An 18,368-nucleotide genomic window follows, 5' to 3' on the forward strand; every position below is an offset into this window, starting at 1 on the left:
CTCCGGCCTCAGCTCACTCTCACCCCGCCAGGTGCCCCCAGCGGTCCTCCAGCTCGTGCCACGAGCCCTGGTCCTCCACCTTGCCCGCGATCAGCACCACCACGCGGTCGGCCTGGCTCAGCGCCGCCCGCTTCGACGTCGACCCGACGACCGTGACGCCGTGGGCGCGCAGGGCCCGCCACAACTCCAGCTCCGTCGTCACGTCGAGCGCCGACGACACGTCGTCCGCGATCAGCAGCTCCGTCCGGGGCGCCAGCGCCCGGGCCAGAGCGAGCCGCTGCAGCTGGCCGCCCGAGAGCCGGGTGCCCTTGTGCCCGATGAGCAGCTGCAGGCCGCCACCGGCCGCGGCCAGGTCGTGTTCGAGCTGAGCCGTCGACACCGCGTCCGCCGCGTCCACCTCGTGCCCCAGCTGGATGTTGTCGGCGACCGTGCCGGAGAGCACGCGCGGCAGCTGGGCCACGTAGCCCACCTGGTTGGGCCGCAGGAAGACCTCCGGCTCGTCGACCGGTTCGCCGTTCCAGCGCAGCTCGCCGGCGTGGTGCACGATCCCCGCGAGGGCGCGCAGCAGCGATGACTTGCCGGCGCCGACCGGCCCGACCACCAGCACCAGCTGACCGCGTTCGACCGTGAGGTCGACGTCCTGCGCGCCGACCGTGCCGTTCTCGTGGACGGCGCTGAAGTGGCGCAGCTCCAACGTCCGCAGCGGGTTGCGCGGGGCGCTCGGCGGCGCCGGCGCCGTGCCGGCCGACAGGTCGACGCCGGCGACGTCCGACGAGTACTCGGACGTGCCGGTCATGGCCACCGTCCGCCTCGTCCAGACCCGCGCCGACGGGAACTGCGAGACCAGGGACGCCGTGGTCCAGGCGAACCAGCGGGCCGCGCCCAGCGTCGCCACCGCGATGAGGGTGGCCGCGGCAGACAGGCTCCCGGCCAGGTAGAGGCCCCAGGCCGCGATCGGCAGCAGGCCGCTGGCGATCGACGGCGTCGAGCGCGCCCACACCTGGATGGCGATCTCGCGGCGCTGGAACTCGCTGCGAACGCCGTCGAGGCGGGCCAGGTGGGCCAGCACCGGCTTGGTGGCGCCGGCCAGCTTGACCGTACGGGCGGCCGACAGCGACGACACCAGGGCGGTGGCGAACGCGGCCCGGGCCGCGACCGTGCGGCGGGCCGCCCGCTCGAGCCGCGGCCCGAACAGGGTGGCGGCCAGTCCGCTGACGACCATCGTGCCCAGGAAGAACAGCGCCGGCACGATCGAGCCCGACGCCCACGTCATCGCCACGATCAGCACCAGGCTGGTCGCGTTGTCGATCAGGTTGTCGGCCAGCATGACCACCCGCTCGGTGTCGCCGCCCTGGGCCACGACCTCGGCCGGCGTGTGCTTGCTGACCCGGCGCGGGCCGATCTGGCCGTGCACCAGGCGCAGGCTGATCCGCAGCATCTGCCGGACCCACCACTCCGGGAACCAGGCGCCCGTGTAGTAGAGCGTCGGGATCGCGACTATCAGACCGACCGCGATGCCCACCGCCGGATAGAGCGGGCTGCCCAGCCCGTCGACCACGTTCGCCCAGAGCAGCGGCAGGATCGCGCCGTCCAGGCCCAGCAGCACGAGCACGACGAAGAGGCTGACCGCGCCCCAACCGTACCGCTTGTCGTTCAGGGTCAGCTGCACGATCTCGCGCATGGTGCGGGTCGGCGGCTCCGCCGGCAGCGGCGGCGGGTCGACCGGCGGCAGCTTGTTGGCCAGCGCCTCGGCGCCCAGTTCGACCTGCGCGGCGGTGTCCCAGTCGCGTTCCCGCTCCTCGACGAGCAGGGTGCCGCCGCCGGCCGCGGCGGGCACGGCCAGGGCGCTGCTCGCCATCAGCTCGGCGAAGCGCCGCGACTCGCGCAGCGGACCGGACTCGAGCACCTCGCCGTCGGCCAGCACGACCACCTCGTCGCAGCGCTGCACCGACGACAGCCGGTGGGCCACGATCACGCCGATACGCCCGGTGAGCAGCCGGTCGGTGGCGCGCTGGACCCACGACTCGGTGACCGGGTCCATCCGCGCGGTGGCCTCGTCGAGGATCACCACCTGCGGGTCGCGCACCAGGATGCGGGCGAACGCGACCAGCTGTTCCTGGCCGGCAGACAGCTTGTAGCCGCCCTCGCCCAGCTTGGTGTCGAGGCCCTCGGGCAGGCTCGCGGCCCACGCCGTCAGGCCCAGCTCGTCGAGCGCGGTCGCGGCCTTGGGCAGCAGCTCGGGATCGAACAGGGCGATGTTCTCGGACAGGGTGCCGGCGAGGATCTCCGTACGCTGCGGGACGATCGCCGTCCAGCGGCGCAGCCCCTCGACCGCCATGTCGTTGAGATCGACGCCGCCCAGGAACACCGTGCCCCGCGGCACCTCGACGGCCCGGGTCAGCACCTTGGCCAGCGTCGACTTGCCCGATCCGGTCCGGCCGATCAGCGCGTACGAGCGGCCGCGGGCGAAGGTCAGGTTGACGTCCCGGAGCGCCGGTGGCCGGCCGCTGTCCGACTCGCTGTACCGGAAGGTCAGATTCCGCAGGACCAGGTCGCCGCTGACCGGGGCGACGCCCTCGGTCGGTTCCTGCGCGACGTCCTGCAGCATCTGCACGCGGCTCCACGCGCCCAGCGCGTTCTGCAGCTCGGGCACCATGCGGGTGACGTGTTCGAGCGTGCCGCCGAAGCCGAGCGCGAGCAGCCACACGGCCGTCAGGCGGGCGCCGTCGATGTGCCCGCCGATCAGGGCCCAGGCGCCGACGACGACCAGGACGGCGATCAGCGTACGGGTGATCGCGCCGGCCCCCAGCGTGATGCGCGCCGACGAGCGCCACACCAGGCGTCCCCGCCGCAGCACCTCGGCCGCCCGCTGGGCGTAGAGCCGGCGCACGTACGGCGCGGCCAGGCTCGTGCGCACGTCGTCCTGCCCGTGGATGGATTCCTCCATGACCGCGGCCAGGTCGGACCAGGACTCCTCCTCCGAGATCCGCAGCGGGGAGATGCGCTGGATCGGCTTGTTCATCGTGACGTAGAGCAGGATCGACACCAGCACCATGCCGATGCCGGCCGGCCACCACACGAAGAACGCCGTCACGATCGAGAAGAGCGCCACCGCCACCGACTGGGCGATCCGCACGCCACTGCCGCGCAGCTGGGAGCCCACCTCGTACACGTCGGCGTCGATGCGGTCGAGCAGCTCACCGACCGGCGTTTTCTCGAGCGTCGGGAGGTCCTGCCCGAAGGCGACCCGGTTGAGCCCGCGCCGCACCTTGGCCGCCCAGTCGGCGGTCAGCCGGGCGGTGACGAGGCCGACGAAGACGTCGCTGAGCACGGACGCGACGAGCGCGGCGGCCAGCACGGTGAACAACGGCATGGACCGGTTGACGAGAACCTGCCCGGCCAGCGCCAGCGCTCCCGCCGACCCCGCTGCGCCGAGCAGGATGAGAGCCATCGCGAGGGCCGATCGGCTCCTCGAGGTGGCCCACAGATCGCGAAGCAGGCGCATTGAACTAGTCCTCTGGTCGGGGTGGGGGAGGCGGTCTTCCCATCCTCATCGCCAACCCGAAGGTCTTCAACGCAATTACGGGCCTCACCACCATGGCGCCCGTCACCATGACCGTTCGCGCGAGATCTTCCGGCCGCGCCGGAAACCCCGTCAGCCGGCGCGCAGCGTCAGCAGCGTGATCTCGCTCGGCGCGAAGATCCGGAACGGCGGCCCCCAGAACCCCGTGCCCCGGCTGGTGTAGAGCTGGGTGCGTTCCGAGTGCCGCGACAACCCCTGCAACGCCGGCTGGTCGGTGAGGACCAGGTAGTGGAAGGGCCACATCTGCCCGCCGTGCGTGTGCCCGGAGATCTGCAGGTCGATCCCGTGCGCCACCGCCCCCGCGATCTGGGCCGGCTGGTGGGCCAGCAGCAGCACCGGCAGCGACGGGTCGGCGCCGGCCAGCGCGGCCTCGTGGTCGGCGTGGTGGCCCGGCACGCCCGACCCGGCCGCCGTCCGGTCGTCGACCCCCGCGACCACCAGCGAGTCGCCGCCCCGCGACACCACCACGTGACGGTTGTGCAGGGCCTCCCAGCCCAGCGAGGCCATGTGCTCGACCCAGCGCTGGGCTCCGCTGAAGTATTCGTGGTTGCCCGTGACGTACACGCGGGCCATCGACGCCCGGATGTCCCCGAGCGGCGCCGCCTGGCTGCGGCGCTGGGCCACTTCGCCGTCGGCGATGTCGCCGGTGTGAGCCACCACGTCGGCGTCGAGCGTGTTGACCACCTCGGTCACCCGCCGGGACCAGCGTGACCGCTCGATCGGCCCGTAGTGGGTGTCGGTCAGCAGCACGAGCCGCAAGCCGTCGAGCCCGCGGCCGAGCCGGGGAACGGTCACCTCGACCCGGCGTACCCGGGGAATCCGCCTGGCCTCCGCGTAGCCCCAGAGAAGCAGGACCAGCGCGACCACCAGGATGGCGACGGTGGCGATGCGATAGCGGGCCGGGCCGTCGACCCCCGAGACCCAGAGGACCCCGGTCAGGATCTGGCCGAGCAGCGACCACACGAACAGCTGCCAGACGACGCCGAGCGTCGTGTCGGCGATGACGGCCGGGCCGTCGCGGTGGTGGCGGCCGTGGCCCGCGAACATCAGCAGCGGGAACGTCACCAGCACCAGGGCGAAGACGATCGTGCCGAGCACACGCGCCGGCAGCGGCCACGCGTTGCCCGAGAAGAGCAGGAGGAACCACGGCACGCCGAACAGCAGCAGCAACACCGCGATCAGGATCAGCGCGAACCGGATCGCGCGGCCCGGCCGGCGGCGGCTCGGCTCGGTCTCGACTGTTTCACCCACGGACACGGGTTGAACTATGCACCCCGCGGCGGCGGCGCGCCCACCCGGTGGATGACCGACGCCGGCACGACGAGGTCGGCCTGCTCGCGGGTGGCGGCGATCAGCTCGGCGTTGTGCTCGTCGGTGCCCGTGGCCCAGGCGGCCGCGGCCGTCTCGTCCTTGCCGAAACGCACATGCCGGTCGATCAGCCGGCGCAGGCGTTCCGGCTGGTCGAGGTCGGCGTACCAGACCTCGGCCAGCAACGACCGCGCCGCGCTCCACGGGCCGGGCAGCAACAGGTAGTTCCCCTCGCTGACGATCAGCCGGGCCGCGCGCCCGATCGGGATCGCCCCGGCGATCGGCTGCTCGAGGGTCCGCTCGAAGCCGGGCGCGTAGATCACGTCGTCCTGGTCGTCGCGCAGCCGGCGCAGCAGGGCCGCGTAGCCGAGGGCGTCGAAGGTGTCCGGTGCGCCCTTGCGCTCCCGGCGACCGAGGCGCTCGAGTTCGGCGTCGGCCAGGTGAAAGCCGTCCATCGGCACGTGCGCCACCCACGCCCCGGCGGTCAGCCCCGGTGGCGGCGCCGGGGCGAGCGCGGCGACGAGCTGCTCGGCGAGCGTGGTCTTGCCGGCGGCGGGCGGTCCGGCGATCCCGAGCACGGCACGCTGCCCGCCGCTCACGAGGGACCGGGCCCGGCGCACGAGGTCGTCGAACGTGAGCGTCATGGCCGTCACCGTATCGGCGGTCGGATCGAGGACTGACATCCCCCGGCCGGGGCCCTATAACGGTGGCACGGGGGGATTCACATGTATATGGCTTCATTGCTGGTCGCTGCCCTGCTGGGCGCTCCGGCCGGGCCACCCGATCCGGGTGTGACGGCCGGTCCTTTCGACGCGGCGGTCGACCGCCGGGGCCGGGTCTACGTGACCGAGGGGGACACGTTGGTCCGGCTGCTGCCACGCGGCCGGCGGTCCACGGTGGCGTCGTTCCCGAGCCGGTTGGTGCCGGCTCCGGAGCGGCTGCCCGACGGCACGCCGCGGGGCACACCGGTGCGGATGCGGCCGGTGCCGACCGCGGTGGCCCAGGGGCCGGACGGCGCGTTGTACGTCGGCGAGCTGACGGGTTATCCGTTCCCGCCGGGCCGGGCGCGGGTGTGGCGGGTCGTGCCCGGCCGGCCGCCCGAGGTGTACGCCGGTGGCTTCACCGCTGTGACCGACCTGGCCTGGGGCCCGGACGGTCTCTACGTGCTCGAGCTCGCGCACGACGGCCTGCACAGCGGCGACCGCGTCTGGGCTCTGCTGCTCGTGACCGGGCCGGGCCGGCACCGCGTCGTCGCCTCGGCCCGGCACACCACGCCGTCGGGCCTGACCATCCACGGCCGCCACGCGTACGTGACCGCCTGCCCGGACTGCCCGGCGACAGCCCGCGTACGCCGTATCAGCCTAAGCTCTTAGACCGAGGCGCAGACCCGCGACGCCGGCCGGGGAGAGCGGGCGGACCGTGGCCCGGGCGAGTTCCTCGCGCACCAGGACGGGCAGCTCGTCGGCCAGCGTGCGCAGCCGGGGGTAGAGATCGAGCACGTCGCGGTGGGTCAGCGCGCCCACCCCGATCAGCAGGCCGTTGACCGCGCCGGGCGTGTGCGTCAGTTCGGCGCAGAGCTCGCGGCGCCACTGCGGGTCGTCGACGCGGGTGGCGAACTCGCGGGCGATCCGGTTGCCGGCGGGCGAGTGCTCCTCGGGCGCGGCGTGGCGCCCGGCGCGGGCCGGCACCGGGGCGAGCCGGCACGCGATGCCCAGCAGGCGTGCCAGTTCGGGCACGGTGAGCACGTCGAGCCCGGTCGCGCAGGTCTCGCAGAGGCGATAGTAGGTGGCGGCGTGCACGAGGGTCGCCGGGCGCGGGCAGTCGCCGAGCGGGCCGCAGAGCCGGTCGAGAATTATCTCGGCCAGGGTGCCCTCGTGGTCGAACCGGCCGACGCCGAAATAGGCGGCCGGGGCGCTGCGATATCGGGTCAGCGCGATTCGGGCACTGGCGTAACCGTCGGAAGCCACGCTTATGCGAGGTAAGCCGCTCTCGGCCTGCAAGTGAATCAATCGGAACATATCCCGTCGCCCCCGGGTGCTGAAGAACCGTGGTCGACCGGGGGTACGGGCGGGAAAGCTTGACGGTTCACTCATCGCGCGGTCCGGTCGGGAAACTGGAGAAAAGTCGCCGGCCGGTTAGCCGGAACGAGTCGAAAGTGACCGCGTGCAGGGCGTAGATGGCCGCCGAGACGACCACGAACATGGTCGCGAGGACGGCGGCCAGCCCCGGATCGAGGGCTTGCCAGGCGGCGGGCACCAGCGTGGCCCCTAGCACGACGGCCGCCTGACAAGTAGCCTCCGCGCAGCGCAGCGGATCGAATGTCATAACCTCACTCTTCCGAGTGGAGATCCCAGCGCGCCTCTGCCCGGAGCGGGACTTCGCCTACGACTTTCGGCAGAGGGACAAAACGGAGAAACCCGCGACCAGCGCAAGGGTTCCACCTAGCGTGGAACCTCAGACCACCAGGCGTACGAGGACGACCGCGTGACCGTGACGACGAGGCCGGGCTGGAACACCCTTCCGGCGCTCATGTACCACTCCGTGTCCGCCGTGGGCGGCCCGATGCGCGACCTCGCCGTGCCTCCGGCGCTGCTCAGGGAGCAGTTGCAGGCGCTCGCCGGGGCGGGCTACCGGCTGGTCGGCCTGACCGAGGCGCTCGACCTGCTGGCCGCCGGCAGCGGCGAGAAGCTGATCGCGGTCACGTTCGACGACGGCTACCGCGACTTCCTCACCGAGGGGGTGCCCGTGCTGAAGGAGACCGGAGCGGGCGCGACGCTCTATGCCTCGGTCGGTCACCTCGGCGGCACGGCGGGCTGGCTCGGCGAGTCGGCCCCCGACTTCGGGCCGATGCTGACCTGGGACGAGCTGGGCGAGGTGGCCGCCGCGGGCGTCGAGATCGGCAACCACAGCCTGATCCACCACCCGCTCGACGTGCTCCCGTCGGCTCAGCTGCGCGACGAGATCACCAGCAGCCACGATCAGCTCGAGCAGCGCCTGCAGGTGAAGGTACGGTCCTTCGCCTACCCGCACGGGTACAACAGCCGTCGCGTACGTGACCTGGTGGCGTCCACCGGGTACGACAACGCCACCGAGGTCGGCCGCCGGCTGCACACCCCGGGGGAGAAGCGGCTCGCCGTCCCCCGGCTCCAGCCCACGCCCGACCACAGCGGCGCCGACCTGGTCGAGCTGGTCCGGCACGGCGAGCCCGGCCTGGCCCCCAAGGTGAAGCAGATCGCCCAGCCCGGCTGGCGCGTGGCCCGCAAGGTGGCCCGCACGTTCGGTCGTAACCTGACATGAGGCGCCGGAACCTGCTGGGCCTGAGCGCCCTCGCCGCTGCCGCCGTGCCGCTGGCCGGCTGCCATAAGTACCGGTCGAACGACGCCGTGCCGCCCGTCGTGTCGCACTCGCCCGTGCCGTCCAGCGGCGAGCCCGCCGCGACCCCGGTCACCGAGGGCGGCGGAGCTGTGCCGTTCGAGAACGGCAAGGTCATGCTCGGGGCGTACGTCGACCTCAAGGGCCGGAGCGTGAGCACGGGGATCGACCTGCGCCGCCGCCAGCTCGGGCGCCCGGAGCGCATCGTGCACCGCTACTTCTCGTGGACCGACAAGCTGCCGGTCTCGCTGGGGTACGTGTCGAACAAGAGCACGCTGATGATCTCGTGGCGCGGGCCCGAATACAAAGAGGTCAATGACGGCTCGTCGGACAAACTCATCGCGCGGGCCGCGCGGCGCATGGTCGACCGGAAGAAACCCACCCTGATGCGCTGGGCGTGGGACATGAACCGCGATTTCTACAAGTGGGGCGGACCGGCCAACAACAAGGACACTCAGGGCTACATCCAGGCATTTCGCCGCATCCACCGGATCTTCGAGGAGGAGGGGGCGGACAACGTCTCGTGGGTCTGGAGCCCGAACTGGAATTCGCGCCCCAGCGAGGAATGGAACGCGTACGAGAACTACTATCCGGGCGATGAATACGTCGATTGGGCGGGCGTTTCGGGCTTCGCCCAGACGCAGACGCCGGCTGAGATGTTCGACGAGTTCTACGAGACGTACGCGTACCGGAAGCCCATCATGATCTCCGAGGTCTCGGTGATCGACCGCGGCGGCAGCACCAAGCCCGAGTGGATCGCCTCGCTGCACGAGTGGATCAAGGCGCATCCCGCGGTCGGCGCGGCGGTCTGGTTCGACACCGACACCCACCCGACCTCCCGCGAGAACTGGCGGATCGACTCGACGGCGGCGTCCCTGGCGGCCTACAAGGCGATGTCGAACGACCCGGTCTTCATCGGGTGACCGGAGCGCACCACCGGGCGAGGCGCAGCCATCGCGCTCCGGCCGGTTCCCGCCGCCGGTGGCTGGGCCTGACCGTCGTGCTTCTGCTCGCCGGCACGGCCGCCGCCGGATACTTCAACTACTTCTACGAGTCCGCGCCCGACGTGGACAGGGCCGGCCCGGGCTACTGGGTGTCGACCCACGGCGAGGACGACGCGGACGGCAGCCCCGCCAAGCCGTGGAAGACGATCGCGCACGCCGTGCAGGTGGCCCCGGCCGGCTCGAAGATCTTCGTACGCGAAGGCACCTACGCGCCCTTCACCGTGTCGCGGCCCGACCTGAGCGTCAGCAGCGCCCCGGGCGAGGAGGCGACCGTGGAGGGCGTGGCCGGGGTGCGCGACGGCGTGCTGGTGGCGGCCGCCGGCACGACGATTGCCGACCTCACCGTCCGGGGGTGTGTGCCGAAGCCGAACGCCGACGTGAACGTCACCGGCGACCACGGCAGCGGCATCCGCGTGCACAAGACGAGCAAGGTGACCATCCGCGGCGTGACCGTGCGCGACAGCCACGGCGAGAACGCGGCCGGCAAGCCGGTGGGCTGCTACGGCATCCTCGTCACGGAGTCGCAGGACGTGCGGGTCACCGGCTCCGACGTGTTCCACAACGGCGGCGGCATCTCGATCAGCCGCGGCGGCAAGGGCGTGCTGGTCGACGGCAACGACGTGCACGACCAGGACCGGATCATCCAGAACACCGACCCGGACGACGACGACTTCGGCGGGTACGGGCTGTCGGCCACCTTCATCACGGCCCGGCCGGGCCCGGTGTTCCGCAACAACACCGTGCGCCGCAACTACGGCCCGTCCACCGACTACGGCGTCGACGGCGGCGGGATCGAGATCTACGACGCCGCCAACACCACGATCACCGGGAACACGTTCGAGACGAACGACGGCGTGATGGAGACCGGCACCGGCAACGGGGGCGGCTGCGCCAACAACGTCTTCAGCAACAACAAGGCGATCGGCGGCACCGGGCCCGAGGGCTTCGCGAACGACACCGGCCTGGTGCTGCGCTGCGCGGCCGGCCTGACGGTCAGCAACAACGTCTTCAGCGACATGTCGAAGTTCACGTTCCTGCTGGCGACCGGCAGCGACTTCGCGGGCAGCATCGAGGGCCTGAAGATCACCGGCAACACGGTGACCCGCAACGACAACGCGGCCGTCTACCGCCTCCAGATCGACGGCGGCGCCTCGCCCAACATGGTCATCGACCAGAACGACTACGAGACCGGCGACAACCACTTCGGCATCCTCAACGGCAGCTTCACCGAGGCCTCGGTCACGTACGACGAGTGGGTGTCCCGCACCGGCTTCGACAAGGCGTCGACGCTCAAGCGCTGAACCGGCTGTAGCTATGAGAGCTACGGGGCCGTCCAGCCGGCGTCCTCGCAGGCCTGGGTGAGGGCGGTCGAGGCCGTACGCCAGGCGGCGTTGCCCTCGTCGGCGCTGCGGCCCAGCTCCATCGCCCTCGTGCGGACGGCCTCGTTGTCGCTCTTGGCGGCCGAGGCCGTGACCTTGTCGGCCAGTGCGAGGCGGGTCGCGTCCGTGCGTGCCCGGGCCGAGCCGGCGGCGAAGTCGTCACAGGCCACCACGGCCCCGTTGTCGAGCGAGCCGGCCTCCTGCTCGCCCGCGCCGTCGTCGGCGCGGTTCGCGGTCAGCAACGCGAACACGACCAGGACGACGATCACCACGATGACGATCTGCTTCTTGCCGAGCTTGAGCAGCTTCACATCGAGAGACTAAACGGACGAACGCCCGCCCGGGATGCCGGGCGGGCGTTCACTCATCGCTCAATTCTCAGTTGGCCGCCGGTGTCTCCGCGGCGCCGACCAGCTTGAAGATCGCCACGCCGGGTCCCTGATAGAAGACCTGCCAGTTGGCCGACCCGCGCAGCGCCGCGTCGAGCGACTGCATCGCGTTGTCGTCGGCGGTGCCGAAGTAGTCGGTGTAGTCGTCCATCGCGTCGCTGACCACCAGGTAGTTGGTGGGGTAGTTCATCGCGCGGATGTACGTCTCGATGTCGGGCAGCCGGCTGCCGTTGATGTTGCCGGTGAACAGCGGGTCGCCGATCAGCGAGATGTCGACCGAGACGTGCCCCTTGTTGAACTCGCCGTAGTTGGCCTCGAGCTTCGTGGGGAAGTTCGGCGCCACCAGCACGAGGCCCGAGCCGGGCTCGGCGTTGGCGTAGAAGTACTGCGCCGCCTCGATGTCGGTCGCCCGCACCTGGTGCACCATCAGCTGGCCCTGCAGACCCTGCAGACCGGCCAGCATGAGCACGGCCAGCAGCACGCCGGAGGCGAGCATCGCGGGCACCCCGCGCCGGCCCTTGCCGGCCCAGAGCACGCCGATCAGCAGGCCGACGAAGGGCATCGAGAACGCGAAGACCCGGTAGATCGCCTCGCCGCCGTAGTTGCCGGCGACCAGGGTCACCATCGGCAGGAAGCCGATCAGCGCGGGCACGAGCACCCGGCCCAGCCGCTTGCGGGTCAGGAAGACCGCGACCAGGGCGGTCAGCCACAGGCCGATGGCCAGGAATCGCGACACGGTGGCCGAGAACTCCTGCTCCGGCGTGTTCCAGCTGGCCGAGTTGCCCGAGGCGTTGGACAGCAGGTCGAAGCTGAACAGGCTGTACTGGCTGTTGACCGAGCCCAGCCGGGGCACGAAGAAGATCAGCATGATCGCGACCAGGCCGACCAGGAACACCCGCGGTCGCAGGATGCCCAGGATCGTCAGGGCGAACAGCGGCACCATCATGAGGACCGGGGTCAGCTGGTGCGAGACGATGATCGCGGCGAAGAGGCCGGCCGCGCCGAAGGCAGCCCAGCGACGCGTGCGCGGGTCGGTCTGGATGCCCTGCGGCATGCCCTGCACGGCCCAGGCGCGCAGCCGGCCGATGCGGCCCTTGGGCTCGGCCTTGATCGCGGGCGGGCCGATCAGCCAGCGGGTCACGACCACCCAGAACGCCAGCATGAGCGCGAACACCATCGCCTGCGGCGAGAAGTAGCCGATGTCGACCCACATGCAGGCCTGGAACAGCAGCACGGCCAGCGCGATGATGCGCCGGTCCTTGGTGAACTGGCGCAGCAGGGCGGCCACCATCAGCGAGGTGATGAGGGCGAACGTCAGCGACGACCAGGCCGCGAACGAGAGCCCGTCGACGGCGGAGACCTTCGAGAGCATGGCCACCGCGGCGAAGAAGCCGGGCCACTGCTGGTAGATGTCGCTGCCGCTGATCAGGCTGCTGTTGGCGTTGATCAGGTCGACGACGCCGATGTGCTTGTACGTCCAGGCGTACTCGATGGTGCCGTCCAGGAGCGGCACGGTGGCCTGCATGATGATCGGCACGACGATCAGGGTGGCCACGAGCACGAGCGGGCGGGCCCGGCCGAACAGCTCGACGGCGAAGCCGATGAACAGCAGCACCGCGCCGATGACGAACGGCACGCCCAGCGCGGCGCTGAAGCCGTAGAGGCCGACGTCGTCCGGGTCGAGCTGGGCCAGGGCCAGCGCCCAGAGGCCGACGCCGAGCACCAGGGTGACGAACGGGACGGCGCCCAGCACGACGCCGTTGTCCACAGTGTCGCGGGGCTTGCCGACCCGGCCCAGGATGAGGGGCACGCCCGAGCGGGTGAGGCGGGTGAACTGGACGATCGACCCGACCAGGGTGACCGCGCCGAGCGCGCCCAGCCAGGCTGCCGGCTCCCAGACCTTGGCCCACAGCGTGAGCACGGACAGCATGGTGACGACCGCGATGCTGCCGGCCACGGTCAGCGCCCAGGAGACCAGCCGGTTGCGCACGTTGGCCGCCGACATGATGGCCGCACCGGGGCCGAGCAGGACGAACACCAGCTCGAGGAACAGGCTCAGCGGCCCGTTCGGCACGACCAGGCCCAGCAGGCCGACCACGGCCGCGAGGCCGCCGGCGAGGGCGAACTCGGGCCGGTGGTCGGCGCCGGTCTCGGGCTCGGCCGCGGCCGGCTCGGCCAGGGCGGTCGAGCCGCCGGTGGTGGTGAGCACGGGGGCCGGCATGTAGCGGGTGTCCGACGAGTCGTCCGGGCCCACCGGGATCTTGACGGTCTTGTCGCCCACCTCGAGGCGGGTCGTGGCGTCCTTGTCGACGGTCGAGATCACCGCCGTGGCGTCCGGCGACGGGAAGGCTTCGCCGGCGGCGCCGACCACGATCCGGACGGTGGAGTCCGGCGCCGGCTGTTCCGGCGTATCGGCCGAGCGTTGCTGCATGGGTTGTGGGCCTCCGTGTACGTCGTGGCGCTGAGGCCGGGACGCGTTACGGGCAACGCGCCCGGTCTGTCCTGCGCGAGAAAGCGCTGGATGGAGCTAAGCCTGGGTGGCGCGTACCTTAGCCCGTGCCGCGCGGCGCGATCTGAGGTAGGCGCGCGGTCCCGCCAGCATGCCACGCCGGTTGGCCGACAGTAGCTCCTGGGGGAAGTCCTCGCGGATGGTGGCAGTGCGCGCGGTGTCCTTTCCGGTCATGTCCTTCAGCGCGCTCGGCACCAGCCTGAGCAGCGGAAAGATCAGAACCGGACGGGAGAGCAGCAGGCTCGTGTACGCGGCGACCAGCCCCGTGCCGTAGCCGACCATCTGCTTGCGCAGGCCCTCGAGGTCGCGCCGGTGGTAGTGCCGGGTGACCGCGCTGGGCTGATAGACGATCGTGCCTCCGGTGAGCAGCACCTGGGTGAACGCCAGGGTGTCCTCGGAGCCCATCGCCGGGGTGCCGGCGCCGAGCGCGGTGTCGAACAGGCCGATCCGCTCGATGACGCCGGGCCGGAAGGTCATGTTGGCGCCGGTGCCGAACGGCGGCAGCGGGTAGAGCGGGCTCTGGATGTGCCGGGTGTGCGGGCCGAACTCGTCGGCCTTGAACCCGCGGCCCTTGCTGTGCCCGCCGAACTGCTCGAACCAGATCTGCGCCTTCGTCTCGAGCTCGGCCGGGACGATCACACCGGAGATCACGTCGGCGTCCGGGTGCTCGTGCAGCGCGCGGGCGACCTCGGCCAGCCAGTGCGGGTCGGCCACCTCGTCGTCGTCGAGCCAGGCCAGGATCTGGCCGGGCGCCGCCTTGACCGCGGCGTTGCGGGCGAACGACAGGCCACCCTTGGGCTCGACCATGTAGTCGACCGGACCGCGGGCGGCCGCGGCCCGCACCACCTCGGCGGTCGCGTCGCTGACCGGCGCGTTGTCGACGACCAGGACCCGGAAGGCCGGGTATTCCTGGGCGAGCAGGCTGTCGAGGCACTTGGTGAGCTCGGCCGGGTGCTCGCGGGTGCAGACGACCACGGTGATGTGCGGGGCGGTGGTGAGCACCGCGCGCCGCTGGGCCAGGAAGTCGGGCTCGCTGGCCGGGTTGAGGCCGTGCACCGGCACCGGCACGTCACCGAGACGCTTGCGCACCTCGTCGCCCAGCTCGGCTTCGACGGCCTTCGCCAGCTCGGCCGGCGTCAGGCCCTGCTCCGGGAGGTCGAGCAACAGGAAGCCCAGCGGCTCGGAGAACAAGCGGATCAGCAGCCACGCCTGCTCGGCGCGGCGGCCGTCGGCCTGCACGGCCGGGAGCAGCGGCAGCGGCTCGGCGAGCTCGATGTCGCGGACGATGCCGGGCACCGTGGCCTGTTCGGCGGCGGGGGCACTGCGCTGGGCCGGAATGGCGGCACTGTTGAGGTCGGCGCTCATCGGGCGGTCTCCAGCGTCTTCTGGGTCTTGGTGGCGCGCTTCGCGGCGACCGTCTCGACGACGCCGCCCCAGCCGGCCGCGGCCACGCCGGCGACGATGCCGCCGGCGCGCAGGAAGTTGTCGGCGCCCTTGCCGGTCAGGCCGGCGCCGAGGTTGCGCAGCGCCGCCTTGGGCAGCGACCACAGGTAGGAGCGCTCGGCGCCCAGGGTGTCGCTGCCGCCGTCGTCGAGGCCGGCCATCTGCACCTTGCCGCGGCCCTCGGCGTAGCAGCGCTTGACGAACCACGGGAACGTCGAGCGGTTCGCGGGCACCTCGTGGCGGATCGTCGCACTCGGCACGTACATCCACTGGCCGCCGTCGTGCGCGCTCATCCGCAGGCAGAGCTCGGTGTCCTCGGGCCGGTTGCGGTCGCCCAGCTTGCCGAAGCCGACCCGGAAGCCGCCGACGGCGTCGAACACCTCACGGCGGACGATCATGCTCGCCGACCAGACGTTGCGGATCGGCGAGGTCTCGGTGGGCATGCCGGCGTACGAGCCGCCGACCGCCCACAGGAACTCCTCGGGCATCCACCGGGGGGCGGGGCCCTCCCAGTCGGGGAGGATGCCGCCGCCGGTGCCGACCACGCGGGGGTCGGCGAACGGCTCGACGAGCCGGCCCAGCCATTCGGGGCCGGCCGTGATGTCGTCGTCCATGAAGGCGACGAGGGCGGTCTTCGCGTGGAAGGCGCCGGTGTTGCGATTGCCGGAGACGCCCTTGGCGTAGGCGTTCTCGAGGACCGTCACGCCCGGCAGCTCACGCTGGATGCGTTCGAAGAGGCCGCGGTTGTGATCGGTGACCACGACGACCTCGGCCGGCTCGGCCTGCTGCGACAGGGCGCAGGCGACCGTCCGTACGAGCGAGGACCAGCGGTCCTCGGTGTGGGTCGGGATCACGATGGTCGTGTCGAGGGGGGTGGAATCCACGGGAGCGTCTCCTGAAGCGAGGGGTGGGGACGGGCGCGGTGAACTCAGTTCAGCGGCTTGATGTCGGTGCTCGCGGCGCCGACCTCGTCACGCTCACGGGCAACCTCGGCGGCGGGGGCCGGCGTGGGCTTGATGCCGTGGGCGCGGGTGCCGGGCTGCTGGTGCACGATGACGCCACCCGGGCGGCGCTCGCCGGTGCGCTTCTGGCTGCGCATGCGGCCGAACTCGCTGAAGATGGTGCGCAGCACGCGGAAGCCGTCCCGGAACGTGTTCAGGTTGGTCTCGCCGTGGATGCGGCGGTGCTCGATGCTGCCGACCTCGCCGACCTTCATCCCGTCGACCGCGGCCCGGATGTTGATCATGGTCTCGATCTCGAAGCCGTCGCCCCAGTGCTTGGTGCCGTCGGTCTTGCGGGGCAGCTTGGTGTCGGGCAGGTCGAGCACCGGCACGACCGTGCGCCAGAACGCGTTGTAGCCGTAGCAGAGGTCGGTGAACTTCGTCCCGAACAGGACGTTGACCACGACGTTGAGTCCGTCGTTGCCGAGCTTGCGCAGCTTGGTGATGTCGTGGCTGTGGCCGCCGTGGTTGAACCGGCTGCCCTTCACGAAGTCGGCGCCGTCGGTCAGCTTCTTGACGAACAGCGGGATCTCGGCCGGGTCGGTCGAGCCGTCGGCGTCGATCATCACGATGATGTCGCCCGTGCACGCCTCGAAGCCGCAGGCCAGGGCGTTGCCCTTACCGGTGCGGGTCTGCTGAACCACGACCACGTCGGGGCGGAGCTCGCGAGCGACCTCGACCGTCCGGTCCTTCGAGCCGCCGTCGACCAGAACCACCTCGTCGATGTTCGCCGGCAGCTTGGCGAAAACGTGCGGGAGGTTGCGCTCCTCGTTGAGGGTCGGGATCACCACGCTTACAGTCGGTGACGTACTTCCGTCACCCCACGTGTTCGTGGCGGGCGTCGAAAACTCCATGTCGGTCCCTTCCCGGGGGCGGCAAAGCGGTTCGATCGGCAAATCTGACGGTAAGAAGCGTAGGGCTTTCGCTTCTGTGGACCAACGTAGCAAGCCGCTACCAAGCGTCAACTGACCGAAAAGACAACCTACCGGGGACCGGGTGGATCATTCACGCCAACCGGATGACCGCAGTGTATTCACATGGACAACTGCCGACGATTTTCGTCACATTGATAGCAGTCGTAATGGACATATAGCCCCAGTAATGGCGCGTCACGGCATTACTCGGCAATCACTCCATATGCCGCCGTGAGCGGGTAAATCGGGCAGGTCCAGAATGCCGGATTACTCGCAGTGAATTGGGTCACCGTATACGGACATTACGCAGCGTAGGGGTTCGGTTGCAGGATGGTTGCCGGCTCATCGATGAGTCGAACTATGCCGGCGCGGGTAGGTATTCACGCAGGTCACCCACTCGATGCGCCCCCGTAGCCTCCGGGCCGCCTTACCGTTGGTGAGACGATGAACGCTGATGAAGCCCTGTGTGTCTGCGGGCATGATCCTGACGCCCACCGGCACTACCGGCGAGGAACGGAATGCTCTCTGTGCGGGCCCGGCGAGTGCTCGCGATACCGGCGCGTCACGTGGTGGCGGCGGCTGCTGTCCCGCACCTGAAGTGCTCACGGAGGCCGTTCTGGCGGTACGCCGGGCTCGGGCGCTACGGCGAGCAGCTGCGCCACCTCTACGAACACTTCCCGCGCGAGCAGGTTCTGGTGCTGCGCTACAAGGCGCTCGAGGACGCGCCGGCGGCGACGCTGGACCGGGTGTGCGAGTTCCTGGGCGTACGGACGGGGGTGCTCGCCGCCGTGCCGCGCGAGCATGTGAATCGGCACGTCGTCGAGGACAGCGGCGTCAACCAGGTTCTGCGCCTTTCTCCTCCGCGGCTGGGGTACCTTCGGGCACTGGTTCCCGGCGTGCGCCCGGCCGCCCGCGGCCCGCTGCTGACGCTGTTGCACCGCAAGGGCACCGAGTCGCTGGAACGGCCGGCCCTGGTGCGCGCGGACGACGGCCGGTGGCGGCTCCACATGAGCGCGGCGACGCCCGGGGTGTCCGGGTCTCGTCGGTGCGGATCGAGGGTGACGAGATCACGGTCGCCTGCGACGGACGTGCGACGGCGGGCGAGAACTGGGAGGAGCGCACCGGCGTGGCCCGGGGCAAGCGGCGCGACGACGGCAGTTTCGGCGAGCTCACGGCCGAGCCCGGGGAGCCGCTGGGCAGCCCGCACGCGCCGAACGGGCTGCGCTACCTGTCGCTGGTGGCGCTGCCGGCCGGCCGCCGGCGGGTCTACTACGAGGCCGCCCGGAACGACGGGGCGCACGACCCGCGTACGGAGCTGATCTGAGCCGTCACCGCAGGTAGCAGCAGATGAGAGCGTTATCACGAAGTGCGGGCTCCGTGCCCGGGCGTCGATCCGGGTGCACTAGCGTTCCGGACTGACGCGAGGTGCGAGCGGTAAACGGCCGCACTGTCGGTGGCGGGGTTTC

At 71.1% G+C, this 18,368-nt stretch carries 15 protein-coding genes and 1 pseudogene; 6 read left to right on the forward strand and 10 right to left on the reverse strand.

Annotated elements, in window-relative coordinates; all coding sequences use genetic code 11:
* Positions 1–19: 19 nt before the first annotated feature.
* The 3 genes from LXN57_RS19200 to LXN57_RS19210 form a co-directional block, all read right to left on the reverse strand.
* On the reverse strand, positions 20–3,505 hold the full coding sequence (locus LXN57_RS19200; protein ID WP_251799547.1) for an ATP-binding cassette domain-containing protein: 3,486 nt from the start codon (positions 3,503–3,505) through the stop codon (positions 20–22).
* Positions 3,506–3,655: 150 nt separating this feature from the next.
* Positions 3,656–4,840 (reverse strand): metallophosphoesterase, encoded by a 1,185-nt coding sequence (locus LXN57_RS19205; protein WP_251799548.1) that lies wholly within the window; start codon positions 4,838–4,840, stop codon positions 3,656–3,658.
* Between the two features lie 8 nt (positions 4,841–4,848).
* Entirely contained in the window at positions 4,849–5,535 is a 687-nt protein-coding gene (locus LXN57_RS19210; protein ID WP_251799549.1) for a nucleoside/nucleotide kinase family protein, read from the reverse strand.
* An 87-nt stretch (positions 5,536–5,622) separates the two neighbouring features.
* Here LXN57_RS19210 and LXN57_RS19215 point away from each other — a divergent pair, with 87 nt between their 5' ends.
* Positions 5,623–6,264, forward strand: coding sequence for a ScyD/ScyE family protein (locus LXN57_RS19215; RefSeq protein WP_251799550.1), 642 nt, complete (start codon positions 5,623–5,625; stop codon positions 6,262–6,264).
* Here LXN57_RS19215 and LXN57_RS19220 read toward each other — a convergent pair.
* Positions 6,253–6,858 (reverse strand): hypothetical protein, encoded by a 606-nt coding sequence (locus tag LXN57_RS19220; RefSeq protein WP_251799551.1) that lies wholly within the window; start codon positions 6,856–6,858, stop codon positions 6,253–6,255. The genes LXN57_RS19215 and LXN57_RS19220 overlap by 12 nt on opposite strands.
* 118 nt (positions 6,859–6,976) lie before the next feature.
* Entirely contained in the window at positions 6,977–7,216 is a 240-nt protein-coding gene (locus tag LXN57_RS19225; RefSeq protein ID WP_251799552.1) for a hypothetical protein, read from the reverse strand.
* Between the two features lie 159 nt (positions 7,217–7,375).
* On the opposite strand from LXN57_RS19225, the gene LXN57_RS19230 reads away from it, so the two are divergent.
* Genes LXN57_RS19230 through LXN57_RS19240 form a run of 3 tightly spaced genes read left to right on the forward strand, consistent with a single transcriptional unit; the run spans position 7,376 to position 10,568 of the window.
* Entirely contained in the window at positions 7,376–8,188 is an 813-nt protein-coding gene (locus LXN57_RS19230; RefSeq protein ID WP_251799553.1) for a polysaccharide deacetylase family protein, read from the forward strand.
* Positions 8,185–9,186 (forward strand): glycoside hydrolase family 26 protein, encoded by a 1,002-nt coding sequence (locus LXN57_RS19235; protein ID WP_251799554.1) that lies wholly within the window; start codon positions 8,185–8,187, stop codon positions 9,184–9,186. The genes LXN57_RS19230 and LXN57_RS19235 overlap by 4 nt, the downstream gene beginning before the upstream one ends.
* The gene (locus tag LXN57_RS19240) at positions 9,183–10,568 is read left to right on the forward strand and encodes a right-handed parallel beta-helix repeat-containing protein (protein ID WP_251799555.1); all 1,386 of its coding nucleotides are present in this window, start codon (positions 9,183–9,185) and stop codon (positions 10,566–10,568) included. Before LXN57_RS19235 ends, LXN57_RS19240 begins: the two co-directional genes overlap by 4 nt.
* A gap of 20 nt (positions 10,569–10,588) precedes the next feature.
* Here the strand turns inward: LXN57_RS19240 and LXN57_RS19245 are convergent, their stop codons facing one another.
* The 5 genes from LXN57_RS19245 to LXN57_RS19265 form a co-directional block, all read right to left on the reverse strand.
* Positions 10,589–10,957, reverse strand: coding sequence for a hypothetical protein (locus tag LXN57_RS19245; RefSeq protein WP_251799556.1), 369 nt, complete (start codon positions 10,955–10,957; stop codon positions 10,589–10,591).
* Positions 10,958–11,024: 67 nt separating this feature from the next.
* Positions 11,025–13,466: a hypothetical protein gene (locus LXN57_RS47930; RefSeq protein WP_285904640.1), complete on the reverse strand. Its 2,442-nt coding sequence runs from the start codon at positions 13,464–13,466 to the stop codon at positions 11,025–11,027.
* A gap of 96 nt (positions 13,467–13,562) precedes the next feature.
* A complete protein-coding gene (locus LXN57_RS19255) occupies positions 13,563–14,909 on the reverse strand; it encodes a glycosyltransferase family 2 protein (RefSeq protein ID WP_251799557.1) in 1,347 nt (448 codons plus the stop codon).
* Entirely contained in the window at positions 14,906–15,871 is a 966-nt protein-coding gene (locus tag LXN57_RS19260) for a glycosyltransferase family 2 protein (RefSeq protein ID WP_251799558.1), read from the reverse strand. Before LXN57_RS19260 ends, LXN57_RS19255 begins: the two co-directional genes overlap by 4 nt.
* A gap of 44 nt (positions 15,872–15,915) precedes the next feature.
* Positions 15,916–16,779 carry a glycosyltransferase family 2 protein gene (locus LXN57_RS19265; protein ID WP_251799559.1) on the reverse strand — a complete coding sequence of 288 codons (864 nt, stop codon included), beginning with the start codon at positions 16,777–16,779 and terminating at the stop codon, positions 15,916–15,918.
* 641 nt (positions 16,780–17,420) lie between these two features.
* On the opposite strand from LXN57_RS19265, the pseudogene LXN57_RS19270 reads away from it, so the two are divergent.
* Positions 17,421–17,615, forward strand: a pseudogene (locus LXN57_RS19270) (hypothetical protein); the annotation flags it as partial.
* A gap of 281 nt (positions 17,616–17,896) precedes the next feature.
* Entirely contained in the window at positions 17,897–18,226 is a 330-nt protein-coding gene (locus LXN57_RS19275; RefSeq protein ID WP_251799579.1) for a hypothetical protein, read from the forward strand.
* The last annotated feature ends 142 nt before the right edge of the window (positions 18,227–18,368 follow it).

It is taken from the genome of Paractinoplanes hotanensis (assembly GCF_023717965.1).
Classification (GTDB): domain Bacteria; phylum Actinomycetota; class Actinomycetes; order Mycobacteriales; family Micromonosporaceae; genus Actinoplanes; species Actinoplanes polyasparticus.